Raw genomic sequence first — 15902 nt, 5'->3', positions numbered from 1 at the left:
AGCTGATGCGGTGCCCACGGGCCGGACGCGTTCTCGCGCATCGGGAGCTTCCGCGTGCACCGGACGAGGCATCTCCCTCCGCCGGCCTCTTGGTGCCTTCCACCGGTGCCCGAGAAGGGATAGGAGGGGGAATGCCGACGAATGCAGTGAGCGCCGCCAGGCCGACGTATCCCGGCGTCTATGTCGAAGAGCTTCCCAGCAGCACCCGCACCATCTCCGCCGTGACCACGTCGGTGACCGCCTTCGTGGGTCACACCCGGCGCGGCCCGCTCAACGAGCCGGTGCGCGTCACCGGGTTCGCCGAGTTCGAGCGCCGCTTCGGGGGCCTGAGCTCACAGAGCGCGGTCGCCTACGCGGTGCACCAGTTCTTCGGCAACGGCGGCTCCGTCGCCGTGATCGTCCGGGTCGCGAAAGCAGGCAGCGGCAAGGCCGCATGCGTCGTCCTGGAGTCCACCGAGGGGCACAGCGAGAGCCGCGTCCTGGAGGTCCACGCCAAGGAACCCGGCGTGTGGGGCAACGGCCTGCGCGTCGCCGTCGACTACGACACGCCCCGCCCCGACGAGACCTTCAACCTGCGGGTGTACGACGCCAAGGGCGACGCCCGCGAGTCCTTCACCGGCCTGTCCATGGAGCCCTCGCACGGCCGGTACGCGCCGACCGTGATCAACTCCGGCTCCCGGCTGATCCGCGTCGAAGCCGTCGGCGAGGGCCGCCCCGACCCGTCCGGCACCGTCTCCAAGCCGTTCGGGTACGAGCTGCCCGACCTGGCCGTCGACCTCACCGTCAAGATCGGTGACGTGGAGCGCGAGTTCACGCTCCAGGACCCCGACACCGACGGCGAAGCCCCGTCCTCGGTGGCCGAGTTGGCGCTGTTGCTGGAGCGCAAGCTGCGGGCGCTGCCCGACGCGCCGGGCCAGCACGCCTTCGCGGGCGCCGAGGTCACCGCGTTCGGACGGCGGTTGCAGGTCGTCGCGGGCTCCACCGACCCCGAGGACGTCGTGCGCTTCCTCGGCGAATGCGCCAACGACCTGGGCCTGGAGGCCTCGGTCAACCCGCCGGTGTTCCCGCTGGAAGGCGGCGAGGACGGGGCAGCCCCCGGCCCGCGCGACCTCATCGGCAGCGAGACCGACAAGACCGGCATCCAGGCCCTGCGGGGTGTGGCCGACGTCAACCTGCTGTCCCTGCCCGAGCCGGCGTCGTACGAGAAGACCGAGGACATGGTCACCGTCGTCTCGGCGGCCCAGCGGCTGTGCGCCGAGCGGCGGATCTTCCTGCTGGTCGACGCGCCGAGCACCTGGGTCAGCGTGGACACGGCACGCGCCGGGCTCGCCGCCTTCGACGCCGTACGCGGCAACCACGCGGGCCTGTACTTCCCGCACCTCCAACTCACCGACCCGCTCACCGGGCGGCTGCGCGCCTTCCCGCCGTCCGGCGCGGTCGCCGGCGTCATCGCGCGCACCGACTCCGAACGCGGGGTGTGGAAGGCACCGGCGGGTACCGAGGCACAGCTCGCGGGCGTGCACTCGCTCACGGTCGACCTGACCGACCGCGAGACCGGGCTGCTCAACCCGCTCGGCGTCAACTGCCTGCGTACCTTCCCGCTGACGGGCCCGCTCGTATGGGGCGCGCGCACGCTTGAGGGCTCCGACGCGCTGGACAGCGAGTGGAAGTACGTGCCCGTGCGGCGGCTCGCGCTGCACGTGGAGGAGAGCCTCCAACGCGGCCTGCAGTGGGTCGTGTTCGAGCCCAACGACGAGAGCCTGTGGCAGCAGATCAGGCTCAACGCCTCCTCGTACCTGCACACGCTCTTCCGCCAGGGGGCCTTCAAGGGCAGCACGCCGCGTGAGGCCTACTTCGTCAAGTGCGACCACGAGACCACGACGGACGAGGACGTGGCCAATGGCGTCGTGAACGTGCTGGTGGGTATCGCGCCGGTCCGTCCGGCGGAGTTCGTGATCGTCAAAATCCAGCAGACGTCTGGGCAGTTCGCGCTCTAGGGAATCCCGAGGACATTTCCGATGGCTGAGTTCACGGTCAACGCCCATCGTTTCGACCCCTACAAGAACTTCAAGTTCCTGGTTCTGTGGGACGGTCGTACGGTCGCGGGCATCAGCAAGATCAGTCCGCTGAAGCGGACCACGGAGGTCGTCAAGCACCGCCACGGCGGCGACCCGTCCTCCCCGCGCAAGTCGCCCGGACGCTCGGAGTTCGAGGGCATCACCCTGGAGCGCGGCGTCACCCACGACCCCGAGTTCGACCGCTGGGCCAACAAGGTCTGGCAGGTCGGGGCGGGCCTCGGCTCCGAGGTCTCCCTCGCCGACTTCCGCAAGGACATCGTCATCCAGGTCCTCAACGAGGCCGGCCAGGTCGCCGTCTCGCACAAGCTCTACCGGACCTGGCCCAGCGAATACCAGGTCCTCGGCGAACTGGACGCCAACGCCAACGCCGTGGCCATCCAGTCGCTGAAGCTCGAATGCGAGGGCTGGGAGCGGGACTACGAGGTGCCCGAGCCGGAGGAGCCCTCGTTCCTCAACCCCGCGTGAGCTGACGGCGATTACCGGAATCGGGGGATCAGGACACATGGTGATCACCGGGGCGGCCCAGCTGCTGGCCACCTGGGAGGCCGGCCTCACCGAGGCACCCGCCGGGCGCGCCCTCCTGCTCCACCGCACCGCCCGCCCGGACACCGACCCCGCGACCCTGCCGGCACTGCCGGTGGGCGAGCGCGAGGCCGACCTGTTCACGCTGCGCCGGGCACTCTTCGGCGAGCGGATGCAGGTACGCCTGGCGTGCGGGGCGTGCGGGGAGGACATGGAGTTCGACCTGGACGCGGGGGAGTTCGCGCGGAGCCCGGGCGGGGCGCGGGGGGACTCGGAGGGTGGGTTCGGTGGACCGGTGAGTGCCGGATGTGACGGCGCGTCGGGCTGGGGCCGCGATTCGGTGGGTGCGCAGGGTGGTTCGCCGGGCTGGGCCGGCGATTCGGCGGGCGTGCAGGGTGGTTCGTCGGGTGGGCGTGGCTTGTCTGACGCGTCCGGCGAATCGACGGGTGAGTCCGGTGAGTTGGCGGGTGTTGCGCGCGGTGACGCCGTGGGCGGGCGTGGCGCGTCGCCGGTTGTGCACCGGGACTCGGTCAGCGGGTGCCGTGACGCCGTGGGCGGGCATGAGGCGTCGCGGGTTGTGCACCGGGACTCGGCCAGCGGGCGGCGTGGGGCCGTGGTGCGGGTCGTGGACGGTGGCTGGGAGGTCGAGTTCCGGGTGCCCGGGGGTGCCGACCTGACGGCTGCGGCTCGGGCCGCCGACCCGCGTGGGGCCCTGCTCGCGCGGTGCCTTGTCTCGGCGGTGCACGACGGGGTACCTCGGCCCGCCGGGGCCCTGCCCGAGGCCGTGCAGCGCCGGATCGCGGAGGCGGTCGAGGCGGCCGACCCGGGCGCCGATGTGACGCTCAACATCGCGTGCCCCGAGTGCGGCCGGGCCACCCGCGCCGAACTCGACATCGCCTCCTACCTGTGGACCGAACTGGACGCCTGGGCACGCGACGTCCTGCTCGACGTCCACCTGCTCGCCACCGCGTACGGCTGGAGCGAGCCGGAGATCCTGGCGCTCAGCCCGCTGCGGCGCCGCTACTACCTGGAGCTGTGTGCGGATGTCTGACTCCCCGACCTCGGCCTCGTCCGGGCCCGACTTCCTCGACCGGCTGATCGCCCGGCACGCCACCCCGGCCGACACCCCGCGACCGGGTGTGACACGGGTACGGCCGCGGCTGCCCGGACCGTTCGAACGGATCGAGGCGGTACGGACCGGAGCACCGGAACCGGACGGCCCACAACCGCTGTGGCCCACCTCCGCACCGTCGGCCGTACCCCAGCACGACACACCGCGTCCGGCCCCGGCCGACGGGGCTCGGCCGAGCACGGAACGGGGGCGGACCGTCGTACGCACCGAACGGGCGCCCGCCGACCCGGTCCCGCACGCCGTCCGGACGGCCCCCGCGCCCGAGGCACCGCTGCTGCGTCCCGCCGCGCAGGTCGCGCCGCGGCCGGCCCCAGACGCGCCACGGCGGGCGGGCGGCCGGGGCCGTCCGAACGGGGCCGCCGCCCAGGGCGCGGTGTCCGTGCCCAACCCCCCGGGCACGGACACCGCTCCCACCGCCGTCGTGTCCGCTGCCTTGCGCCCCAGCGCCGCGGACACGACGGCGGCCCGCGACGCCGTACGTCAGGCCGCGGCCCGGCGGCCGACCCGGGCGCCCGAGCAGGTGGTGCAGGTGCAGATCGGGAGGCTGGAGGTGACGTCGTCGGCACCCGCGGGGCAGGCGCGGCGGCGGACGCCGACGGCGGCGGGGCGGCCGGGAGCGACGGTGAGCCTCGCGGAGTACCTGGCCAGGGGGCGCGAGTGAGCCGCCGCACAGAGACATCGGAAGCGACAGCAACGGCAACGGCAACGGCAAGAGCGTGGAAACCGAGGAACTGACGTCATGAGCAACGCACTCGCCCTGGCCCATGTCTCCCAGGCCCTCGCCATGCTCATCGAGGGCAATCTGCGGCCCGAGACCGACTTCGCCGTCAAGGTCGAACCGCGCAAACCGCCGGCCGACCCGCCGGCCGACCCCCTCATCACCGTGTTCCTGTACCAGGTCACGCCCAACACCTCGCAGCGCAACAACGACCTGCCGACCCGCGCCGCCGACGGCACGCTCGTCAAACGGCCCGCCGCGGCACTCGACCTGCACTACCTGATCAGCGCGTACGGCGAGGAGTCGGAGCTGGTCGGACAACGGCTGATCGGCTCCGTGGTGCGCACGCTGCACGAGATCCCGGTCCTGCCGATGGACGTCATCGAACAGGCCGGTGAACGACCGTACCTGGCGGGCAGCGATCTCGCGGAGACGGCACAGCGCGTGCGGTTCACGCCGACCGTGATGGACATCGACGAGACATCGAAGCTGTGGGGGATGCTCCACCAGACGCCGTACTCGCTCTCGGTCGTCTACCAGGCCGCCCTCGTCTTCATCGAGGGCCGCGAAACGCCGGTGGCGGCGAAGCCCGTTGAACGGCCCGACGTGCGGGTGTTGCCGTTCGGCGCGCCGGGGGCTCCGGTCCCGCCCGGGGCTGGAGACACAGGGGCTGACGAGTCGTCAACGAGGGATCTCCCAACGCCCGTTGCTGACTCCGGAGCGGTCAAGAAGGCCGAGTCCATGGCTCCTGCGAAGACCCCCGCGAAGGTCCCGGCAAAGACCCCCGCGAAGGCAGCGGCCAAGACCCCCGCGAAAGCGACCACGAAGACCGCCGCCAAAGCCCCTGCGCGCGCTCGCAAGGCCACGAAGGCGGCCAAGGCGGCCAATGCGACAGAGGCGACAGAGGCGGCGGGTACGGACGGTGGACCGACCGCCCGTCCGGGCGACGGCGAAGGAACAGAGAGCCGAGGGAACTGAGGCGACATGGGATCGACGGGGGCAGGTGAGGACATGGGCACGTACGAGCCGGGCGCATCAGGTGAGTCGCCCTCGGCGGACGCGCGCGGCGGCAGCCCGACGCTGACCGCGGAGATCCGGCGTGTCCTGACCCGCCTCGACGCCCACGCGGCACGCGTCGGCCAGGAGGTACGGTCCACGCCGGGCACTCCCGAGACCCCGGCGCCCTCCGCCGAACCGGCGGTCACCGGCCCCGGCACAGCCCCCCTCGACGCCCTCGTCACCTGCTTCGGCCTCACCCCCTTCGAACGCGACCTCGTCCTCCTCACCGCCGCCCAGGAGCTGGACCCCACGACCGCCGCCCGGTGCGCCGCGGCCTGCGGTGACCCGGAACGGGCGTACCCCGCCTTCTCACTCGCCCTGGCCGCGCTGGCGGAACCGCACTGGAGCGCGCTCACCCCGGTGGCCCCTCTGCGCCGCTGGCGGATCGTCGAACTGGACGACGAGTCACGGCTGACGACCTCCCGGCTGCGGCTCGACGAGCGCATCCTGCACTTCCTGCTCGGCTCGCCCTACCTGGACGCCCGGCTGCACGGCCAGTTGCGCCGCACCCCCGTGCCGGACGCGCTGCCACCGTCGTACGACCTGGCGGCGAACCGCGTGGCCGCGGGCTGGACGACGGGGGCGGCCCCCGACGCGCCGCTGCTCGTCGAGGTGACCGGCGGCGACCTGCGCAGCCGGGCCGACATCGGCGCCGCGGCGGCCGCCCGTTCCGGGCTCGGGCTCTACACGATGGGCGCCGAGGACATCCCGACCGACCCCGCCGCACGCGACCGGCTCGCCCGGCTGTGGCAGCGCGAGGCCATCCTGCTGCCCGCCGCCCTGCTCGTCGAGGCGGGCGAGCTGGACCGCGACCAGCGGGCGGCGACCGAGACGTTCCTGGGCGGGGCCGCCGTACCCGTCGTCGTATCGAGCGAGGACCCGCTGCGCTCGGACCGTCCGCACGGCGCACGCGTCACCGTGCCGAAGCTGGACGACGAGGAGCAACTCGCTCTGTGGGCCGAGGCGTTCGAGGACGTAGCGGATCTCGCAGAGCGCGAACTCCGTTCGCTCGTCGCGCAGTTCCAGCTGCCACCGCACGTCGTACGGTCCGCCGCCGCCACCGTACGCCGTGAACTGCCGCACGAGGACGAACTCGACGCCGCCCAACTCGCCTGGCGGGCCGGGCTCGACGAGGCCCGGATCGGCATGGACGAACTGGGCCGCCGTATCGAGCCGCGCGCCGGCTGGGACGACCTCGTCCTGCACGAACGGCAGACGAGCGTGCTGCGCGAGATCGTCGCGCATGTACGGCAGCGGTCGACCGTCCACCAGGAGTGGGGATTCGCCGCCACCCTGCGCCGTGGCCTCGGCGTCACCGCGCTGTTCGCGGGCGGCTCCGGCACCGGGAAGACCCTGGCCGCCGAGGTGATGGCGAAGGAACTCGGCCTCGACCTGTTCGTCGTCGACCTCTCGCAGGTGGTCAGCAAGTACATCGGCGAGACCGAGAAGAACCTCCGCAGGGTCTTCGACGCCGCCGAACGCGGCGGCGCGCTGCTGCTCTTCGACGAGGCCGACGCGTTGTTCGGCAAGCGCAGCGAGGTCAAGGACAGCCACGACCGTTACGCCAACCTCGAAGTCAGCTACCTGCTGATGCGGATGGAGGCTTACCGGGGCCTCGCCATCCTCACCACCAACATGAAGAAGGCCCTCGACACGGCCTTCCTGCGGCGCATCCGCTTCGTCGTCGACTTCCCCTTCCCGGCCGAGCCGGAACGCGCCGAGATCTGGCGCCGCGTACTGCCGCCGCAGGCCCCGCTGAAGGACATCGACACCGACCTGCTGGCCCAACTCACCGTCGCGGGCGGCTCGATCCGCAACATCGCCCTGTCCGGGGCCTTCCTCGCCGCCGAGGAGGGCGACCGCCTGCAGATGCGGCACATGCTCGCGGCGGCCCGCACGGAGTACGTGAAGCTGGAGCGCTCCCTGACACCCGCGGAGGTGCGCGGATGGGTGTGAACAGGGACCGGACGGACCGGATGGACCGGACGGGCGGGATGGACCGGACGGGCCCGATCGGTCGTATGGGCCCGATTGGTCGGAGAGATCCGGGCGGGGCGATGCCTTCGGCGATACGTGTCGAGATCGGCGAACTCGTCCTGGACGGCTTCCGGGTGGACGCGGACCGGGTCTCCGCCGCGTTCGAGCGGGAGCTGACCCGTCTGGTACGCGAACACGGCGTACCGCTGGTGGCGGACGGCGCCGTGGCCTTCGACGCGCTCTCCGGCTTGCCGCCGCTGCCCGCCGGGCTGTCCGCGCGACGGCTCGGCCAGGAACTCGCGCGCGCCGTGCACGAAGGCCTGAGCGGTCACGGGGAGGTGACTCCGTGAGCGCCAACTCCCAGTCCCAGGAGACCCGTTCCGAGCAGTCGGCCGAACAGCGCCGCCGCAGGCGCAGGGAGCGGGCAGCCAAGTCCCGTACCCCGGACCCGAAGAACATCGTCAGCGGCGCCGGACAGCCCCTCGACCCCGGCGTACGACGAGAGCTGGAGGAGCGCCTCGGCCATGACCTCGGCCGCGTACGGCTGCACACCGGCCGGGACGCCGGGCAGCTGACCGAACTGCTCGGCGCGGACGCGGTCGCCGTCGGCCAGGACGTCTTCTTCCGCGAGGGCGCCTTCAAGCCCGGCACGGACGAGGGCCGCCGCCTCCTCGCCCACGAACTCCTCCACACCGTCCAGAACCCGCACGGCCTCGGCGCCCTGCGGGCCGGGCGTGAGCTGGGAGCGGTGAGCCTGCCGCAACAGGCGATCGAGCGGGAGGCGGAGTCGGCCGCCCAGGACGTCGTACGAGCTGACGAGCCCGCGACGCCGACGGCCCCGGCCCCGGAGGTCGAGGAGGGCCAGGCCACACCGGGCTGGCTGCGCTACGCCACCGTCGACGCCGACCGCAACCGCACCGAGGCCATCGACCCGGCCACCCTCGTCGACCGCCTGGCCAACTCCCTCGTACGCTCCCTGCGCGGCGACCCGGAGGACCTGTCCAAGCGCACCCGCAAGCAACTCGCCCGCCTGCCCGACGAGTTGCTCGACGGCGTCCTCGCCCGCCTGGAGAGCAGGCTGCTCGGCTCCGAGCACGACCGGGTCCTCGACTTCGTCGACGAGATCGACGCGTACGACACCTACGCCGAGGAAGGCCTGGAGCGCGACGCCCACGAGGCTCCGCGGATCGAGCCGGACACGGCCGAGGAGCTGCGGACCGAGCGCGACGACGAGCGGATGGCCGCCCAGGAGCGGCAGGCCGAGGAGCAGCGGCCGGGGCCGGCGCCGGGGCCGGAGAAGGGGAGCGCCGTCGAGGAGGGGGCGCTCGGGAGTACGCCGCAGAACGGCGGTATGCGGCCTCAGGGTGGTGGTGCTGGGGGCGTCGGGGGCGCGTCGGCGGCGCCCGAGCCTCAGACGGAGGAGGCCTCGCCGTCTTCCTCTTCATCCTCTTCATCTCCTTCGTCCTCGGCTGCCGGTGGGCAGCAGGGCGGGGAGCAGAAGTCCGCGGACTCGAAGTCGGAGAAGTCGGATCGGTCGGAGAAGGCAGACAAGGCGGACGGGGGCGAGGAGGAGACCCAGCAGGAGGAGACGCCCGCCGCGAGCGAGGAGGAGTCCGCGGCGGAGAACCGCCCCGGTGCGGCCGAGGACCGCGCGGACGGCCGGCAGCTGAAGGAGGAGGACAAGCAGGGGCAGCAGGGTCCCACCGGTTCGCCGACGGCGTCCGGCAAGGACCCCCAACTGCCGGGCGCCCGCAGCACCCTCGACGGCATGCGCGACCAGGACCTCGACGGGCCTGAAGAGGCCGAGGAGGAACCGTTCGGCTCCGGCAGTGAGTCGGAGGTCGAGGTCGGGGGAGAGGAGCCGAGCGCCTGGGACGTCAAGCTTCAGCCGGAGGACTTCGTTCCGCAGCAGGACCTCGACGTCTCCGGTGTACCCACCGCGGACAAGCTGGCCCCTTCCTCGTCCGCCACTCCGGCGGCCCCTTCCTTCCCCGCCGCGCCGCCGACCAAGGCCGACCAGGTGCAGGCCGAGCGGGATGCGGAGGACGCCGAGGACGCGGCGGCGGAGACGGAGCCCGAGGGGGAGTCCGCGGACGTTTCCGAGGACATGGAGCCGTCGGCCAAGGAGACCGAGGAGACCGAGGGCGGCCCGGAGAACGGCGACGGCCCGGGCGGCCTCGCGGTGGAACAGGCCGCGGCGGCACCGGCCGTACCGGGCGAGGCGTCCAAGGACCCCAAGCGCGGTGACGACCCCAAGGCGGGCCCCGTCACGGCGCAGACCACCGTGCAGCAGGCGCCGGGCAAGGAGGAGGGCAAGTCCGAGGGCGGCAGCGAGGCCGAGGAGACGGCCGCCAAGGAGGAGAAGGGGACGGCCGCCGCGGGCGACAGCGCGTCGGCCGCGCCGGAGAAGGGGTCCCAGCAGGCGACGGGCGGACAGTCGGCGCAGACGGACGCCGGGGCGAAGGAACCGGAGGGAGGCACCGGCGGCGGTGTCGCCGGGACGGAACCGCAGTCCGCGGAGCCCGCAGCGGAAGAGCCCGCTGCTGCGAACGGAAACGGACCGGCTGGACAAGGTGGATCCGACACGCCTGCTCCCTCTGGCGGTTCTGAGACTTCAGGTTCTTCAGGTGGTGCATCCGGTAGTACGTCCAGCAGTACGTCCGGTACGGAGACGACTGCCGAGAGCCCGGCACCGGCACCCCGCCCCGAACCGAAGGCTCGTACGGAGACTCCGGCGCCAACCGCGAAGTCCGCACCCGCACCCGCACCCACTCCCTCGGAACCGGCACCGTCACCGAAGGCCGCTCCCGAGCCGAAGCCCGCGCCGGAGTCCGCACCGGCGCCGAAGGCCGCGGCTCCCCGAGGAGGCGGTGGCCCGGCGGCCGCCCCCGCCCGAGGCAAGGGCCCGAAGGGCAAGAAGGACACCGGCCCGGCCCCGAACCTCTCGGGCGTATCCCCGGAGTCGGGCCTGGCCACGGCGTCAGAGCTCAAGCCTCACAAGGCGCTTCAGGCCATGGGCGGTGTGGGCGGCGCGGTGGACCGTACGGTCGGCGACGAGCACAAGACGCTGGCCGCCGCACCGCCGTCGATGGAACGCCCGGCGGGTGCTCCGCAGACGCTGCAGGGCAAGCCGCAGGCGGACGCCCCGGCCGAGTACGCGCACGACCCGGCTCAGGAGGCCCAGGAACCCGAGGCCGAGGACGCGGAGGTCACCGGCGAGAAGGAGCCCGAGGGCGAGATCGAGGCCGAGCAGGCCGAGGAGCCGAGCGGCTGGGACACGTTCAAGATGGCCCTGGGCTTCGGCCTGGGCAAGGTGGCGGGCTGGCTCGGCTTCGAGGTGGACGCGCAGGAGTTGGCGGCCAAGTTCGCGGGGCTGCCGACGAAGGACGAGGCGCTCAAGCAGGCCCAGGCGGGCAACGCGCCCGGCGTGGAGATGCAGGGCGACGCCGAGCAGACGGCAGGCGAGCAGGACGGCCACGTCGACGCCAAGGGGCAGGAGACGGTCGCGACGGCCCGCGACGACTCCGGCCGCGCGATGGGCGAGAACCAGATCTACCCCAACGCGCCGAAGGAGCAGCTGACCGCGCAGGTGCCGGGGCAGCAGGGCGGCGGCGAGGGAGCCGGGCCCGAGGGCGCCGGGGCCACCGGCGCCGTACCGCCCGAGGCGGCCTCCGAGGTCGCCGAGCATGAGCAGGGCCCGCAGTTCCAGGCGGCGTTCAGCGAGGGCGAGAAGGGTGTCTCGGAGGGCCGGCAGACCAAGGACCGGGACTTCCGCGACTCGCAGGCGAAGCACAAGCGCAAGGTCGACGCCGAGGTCGCGGCGGGCACCGAGGCGCAGACGGGTGAGCGCGAGAAGGCGATGGCCGACGTCACCTCTCAGCGCGAGGACTGGCGTACGGAGCAGGACGAGGAACTCGGCAAGCTCGGCGACAAGAAGAGCGAGCGGCACGACAAGGTCCGTCAGGACGTCGAGGACGAAGAGAAGAAGACCGACGACAACGTCGAGAAGGAGAAGGAGGGCAGCGACAAGAAGATCAAGGACGAGAGCGACAAGGCGGAACGGGAGGCGGAGCAGAAGAAGGACTCCTCCGTCGAGGAGTCGGGCAACTGGGTCACGAAGGCCTTCGACTGGATCAAGCAGAAGGTCATCGAGATCAAGGACGCGATCGTCCGGGTCATCCGGGCGGCGCGGGACGCGGTCGTCGGTTTCATCCGCAACTTCAAGGAGACCGTCGAGCGCTGGATCAACGAGGCCCGCACGGCCATCGTCGACGCGATCAAGAACTTCATCAACGACCTGATCGAGTTCGCGAAGGCCATGGTCCGGGCGATCGTCGACCTGGCCAACCGCATCCGGAAGCTCATCACGGATCTCATCGCCGCGGCGATCGCCCTCGTCAACAGGCTCGCGGCAGCGCTGAAACAGGCGATCACGGATCTGCTGGACGCCATCGGCAAACTCCTGAGCAGCGTCCTCGACGCGTTGAAGAAGGCCCTCCAGGCGGCGATCAAGGCGGTCGTGGCCGCGGTCAAGGCGGTCCTGGAATTCGCGTCGAAACTCCTGAGCGCACTCGGTCAGTGGATGCTCATCGCCGTCGACTTCCTCTCCGACCCCGGCGGCTGGCTCGGCGGCGCCAAGAACTCCGCGGTGGACGGCGCGAAGAACCACCTGTTCCGTGAGGTCTCGGCGGCGGTCAAGACCTGGTTCCAAGAGAAGATCCAGGAGATCATCGGCGTCCCCAAGGCCACCATCGACAAGCTCATCAAGGGCAGCTACACCCTCGACAAGATCGTCAAGGAGGCCTGGGACGCCGTCGTCCCCCAACTCCCGCTCATCATCGGCGAGTTGGTCATCACCAAGGTCGTGGCGAAGCTCATCCCCGGCGCCGGCTGGGTCATGGCGGTCATCGACGCCATCCGCACGGCCTGGGGCGCCCTCAGCGCCATCCTCAGCTCCCTGGGCGCCGTCCTCGACTGGCTCAAGGCGGTCCGTATGGGCGGCGCCGGCATCCTCTTCGCCAAGGCGGTCGCGGCGGGCGTGGTCGCCCTCCTCGAAGTCCTCTACCAGGCGCTCCTGTCCGGCATAGGCAAGTACGTGGCGAAGGTGGGCCGCCGCCTGAAGGACGTGGCCGCGAAGCTGGGCCGAGGCAAGGACAAGGACGACGGCAAGGGACCGGGTGCCACGGGCTCGGACGACAAGGGCGACACGAAGGACCGGACCCAGAGCCAGCCCCAGCAACAGACCACCGGCGCCCCGACCACCGCCCCCACGGGCCCGAGGACCGGCACCCAGCCCCGCCCCGGCACCGATCGCCCCCGGCCCACCGGCCCGACCGCCGGCCGACCCCCCGCGGGCCCCGGCCGCACCGACGGCCGCGACCGCCCCCAGCCCGGCAGGCCGGACACCCGCAAGGACACCCGCCCCACCACACCCGCACGCCCCCGCCCGGACCAGGACACCAGGCGCAGGGACGACAGGCCGACTCCGGCCCACCCTCGGGACAACCGCGACTCCAGCCGCCCCAGGAACACCGATCGAGCCGACGACCGGCGACGCCCGGACCAGGACCCCAACCGCCCGAAAGACGAGGACCCCGCCAAGCCCAAGGGCGACAAAGACAGCTCCGGCAGGCCCAAGGACGGCTCGAAGCCGAAGGACGGCCGGGACGGCGATGGCAAGAAGCCCAAGGACAAGGACAAGGACAGGGACAGGGACAGGAAGCCGAAGGGCAAGGACTCGCGGAAGAAGCAGGAGAAGAAGGAACGGGAGAAGAGGAAACAGGAGAAGAGAGACCAGAGGAAGAAGGACGAGGAGTCGAAGGAGTCGAAGGACGAGCGGCTGCGGAAGATTGTCGCGAAGATCCGGCCGAAGCTGAACAGCATGCTGGGCCGAGGCACCGGCCGGCCGGTCATGCGCGCCGCTCTGGCAACCATGCGGCTGTGGTACCGACTCACCAGTCTGACAGCGGGCGAGGGCGACCGCTTCGACATCGAGGCTTCACTCAATCCGAAGGAAAAGGTACTCGACGCCCTCGGCATCACCATTCCGCGCCGCGAGCTTCTTGAGTTCCTGCAGGACGTGGCGGCTCGACTCGAATCCGACCCCAACATGGTCGCCTTGAGCCAGAACGTCCAACTGCAGCCCAAGCAGCCGGGCGTTGTCCCTCAGCACACGGTGAACGCGCCCACACCGCCCCCGGCGGTCACGCGGATCACACGCAAGGCGACTCCGCTGGGGCCGCAGGAACAAGAGGTCATGAGCTTCTTCGACGAGGGGCAGCAGATTCCTGCCCCCTCATCGCCCGCGCTCCCGCCGCCGGCACTTCGCCGTCAACAGACAGGTCCCAAGGCCGCAAATAAGATCGTCACTGGTGAAGGGATATCGCAGGAACAGCAGTCGGCGCACGCGTACAAAACATCCAATAAGAAAGACCGGGAGACCGGTGAAAGGAAGACGGTCCTCGGAATCGCCGACGAGTTCTCTGAAAATGACGAGTGGAACGAAGCGGTTGACTACCTCGACAACCACTTCCGCGGCAAGCCGCAATCCAGCAACCTTGAAAAGGTGCAGCGCGTCAATTTGCTCAAGGACGCATGGATCGTCGGTAACCAGGAAGCGGACCGGGATCCCATGGCACTCGTCTCCAACGCGCTTGTCGTGCAGCGCCTCACCAGGGCGAAACAGAACGGTGCCTCGCCGACACAGCTCACCAAGATATTCCTGGATATCCCTGCGGCCTTCAAGGGATCCGAAAAGGCGGGTGAGTTGCTCAACGAGGACGTAGCAGGACAGCGCTCGCTCGATGCCGACCGGGCGTCCATAGCGCAACGCCTCACCGATGAGACGAACGACGATGCCAGGCGCCGCAGAAACAGGGAACGCAGGCCACTGAACGCCGCCAACAACCTCGCGAACCGGCATGTAGACAGCGTCTCCCGGTGGATCAAGGACTTCGGAATCGAGAAAGAGGTGGAGGCCTCGGTCAACGCAGCCAAGCTGGTGGGGACGGAAGAACGCGAAAGGGCCATCAAGCAGGAGCTGTTCAATAGGATCGAAGACGCAGTACGCGAGATGTACGGCGCCACTGCGCGTCAAGAGCCCTATCGCGCACGAGGAGACAGGTCATGATTGAACCCGGGTACCGGACCCATCGGTATGTGTTGCACCCCGACAAGCACTGGGGAGATGTAGCTGACTTCGCCGAGGAGCTCGGCTGGCCTCTGGTCCATCAGAGGCAGAGGAGCCAAACCGAAGGCGTCGACGGCCAGATGATCTGGCAATCCGAATCAGGGGTTTCTGTGCACTACATCGTGGATGCCACCTCGGGCATCGGATACATCACCCTGACAGGTCCTGATGATGAGGCCGTGTCTCCTTTTCTTTCTCAGGCGAAGGAAGCCCTGGAGCCCTGGCAGTTGGAAGAGCTCTATCAGAAATTCGACGGTGAGACCGATCTTGCCGAACGAGGGAGGCTCACCCTTCGGATCGGATTGGCGGCACCTGCTGAACCAACGGCAGGGTGCGTCCAGAGGATCCGTCGCTCTCTCTCCGACGAGGATGCGCGGATGCGTCTCGCGGGACTGTGGGCTGTTTCTTACACCGGATATGAGGAGTTCGTGGAGGCCGTTCAGAACATGGCTCAGGCCGACCCGGAGTCCTGGATTCGCACGCGCGCCGAAAGTGTCGTCACCGCCTTTTCCGTCGCGGGAGATGAGGAATGACCCGCTACGCCGACATCCCCAAACCCATCCGCTCCGGCATAGTCGTCGTCAACCCCGACACCGGCACGCCACAGCGCATCATCGTCCTCCAGTTCAACCCGGACACCCTGGAGCGAAGCCTCTCCCCCCAATCCGCCGGGGACAGCGGTGACGCGGGTGGCGGAGGGGCCGGCGCCGGAGACAGAAACGAGGCCCTTCGCCTGAAAGGCCCCGCCCAGGAGACGTGGAAGTTCACCGCCGAGATCGACGCCACCGACCAGTTCGAGATCGCCGCGCCGGACGGGATTCACCCGCAGCTCGCCACCCTCGAAATGCTCGTGCAGCCGACCACGGCGCAGCTTCGCGCCGCGAGTCGGCTGTCGCAGCAGGGGAGCATCGAGATCAGTCCGATCGAGATGCCGTTGACCCTCTTCACATGGGGGAGCAAGAGGGTCATGCCCGTGCGGCTCACCGAACTGTCCGTCAATGAGTCCGCGTTCGACGTGAACCTCAATCCGATACGGGCCTCGCTGAGCATCGGGATGAAGATCCTGACCGTCAGCGACCTGCCCGCCGGGCATCGCGGTGCCGATCTGTACATGGCGCACCTCGCGCAGAAGGAACGGCTCGCGGCCGCGGCCCGGGGCGGGAGCCTGGACTCCCTCGGGCTCAACGGAACCGGCGCCGGCGCGCTGAGCGGAAGGGGCTGAGGGAA

At 70.6% G+C, this 15902-nt stretch carries 9 protein-coding genes and 1 pseudogene; all 10 read left to right on the top strand.

The window, feature by feature from the left end:
• The first annotated feature begins 131 nt into the window (after positions 1-131).
• The 10 genes and pseudogenes from ACWD3C_RS31675 (at position 132) to ACWD3C_RS31630 (ending at position 15897) form a co-directional block, all read left to right on the top strand.
• A complete protein-coding gene (locus ACWD3C_RS31675) occupies positions 132-1997 on the top strand; it encodes a phage tail sheath subtilisin-like domain-containing protein (RefSeq protein ID WP_451149606.1) in 1866 nt (621 codons plus the stop codon).
• Between the two features lie 21 nt (positions 1998-2018).
• Positions 2019-2543, top strand: a complete 525-nt coding sequence (locus tag ACWD3C_RS31670) for a phage tail protein (protein WP_004003113.1) — start codon at positions 2019-2021, stop codon at positions 2541-2543.
• A 667-nt stretch (positions 2544-3210) separates the two neighbouring features.
• Positions 3211-3651 (top strand): annotated as a pseudogene (locus ACWD3C_RS31665) (hypothetical protein); the annotation flags it as partial.
• Positions 3644-4393: a hypothetical protein gene (locus ACWD3C_RS31660; protein WP_451149605.1), complete on the top strand. Its 750-nt coding sequence runs from the start codon at positions 3644-3646 to the stop codon at positions 4391-4393. The pseudogene ACWD3C_RS31665 and the gene ACWD3C_RS31660, both read left to right, overlap by 8 nt.
• 78 nt (positions 4394-4471) lie before the next feature.
• Complete coding sequence (locus ACWD3C_RS31655) at positions 4472-5428, top strand: DUF4255 domain-containing protein (RefSeq protein WP_451149604.1); 957 nt, start codon at positions 4472-4474, stop codon at positions 5426-5428.
• 33 nt (positions 5429-5461) lie between these two features.
• Positions 5462-7465 (top strand): ATP-binding protein, encoded by a 2004-nt coding sequence (locus ACWD3C_RS31650; RefSeq protein ID WP_451149638.1) that lies wholly within the window; start codon positions 5462-5464, stop codon positions 7463-7465.
• A 101-nt stretch (positions 7466-7566) separates the two neighbouring features.
• Entirely contained in the window at positions 7567-7836 is a 270-nt protein-coding gene (locus ACWD3C_RS31645) for a hypothetical protein (RefSeq protein WP_451149603.1), read from the top strand.
• The gene (locus ACWD3C_RS31640) at positions 7833-14615 is read left to right on the top strand and encodes an eCIS core domain-containing protein (protein ID WP_451149602.1); all 6783 of its coding nucleotides are present in this window, start codon (positions 7833-7835) and stop codon (positions 14613-14615) included. The genes ACWD3C_RS31645 and ACWD3C_RS31640 overlap by 4 nt, the downstream gene beginning before the upstream one ends.
• Positions 14612-15208, top strand: a complete 597-nt coding sequence (locus ACWD3C_RS31635; protein WP_451149601.1) for a HEAT repeat domain-containing protein — start codon at positions 14612-14614, stop codon at positions 15206-15208. The genes ACWD3C_RS31640 and ACWD3C_RS31635 overlap by 4 nt, the downstream gene beginning before the upstream one ends.
• The gene (locus ACWD3C_RS31630) at positions 15205-15897 is read left to right on the top strand and encodes a hypothetical protein (RefSeq protein WP_451149600.1); all 693 of its coding nucleotides are present in this window, start codon (positions 15205-15207) and stop codon (positions 15895-15897) included. Before ACWD3C_RS31635 ends, ACWD3C_RS31630 begins: the two co-directional genes overlap by 4 nt.
• Positions 15898-15902: the final 5 nt, after the last annotated feature.

The organism is Streptomyces sp. NPDC002845, assembly GCF_053591955.1.
This window is presented reverse-complemented; position numbering and strand designations above follow the sequence as displayed.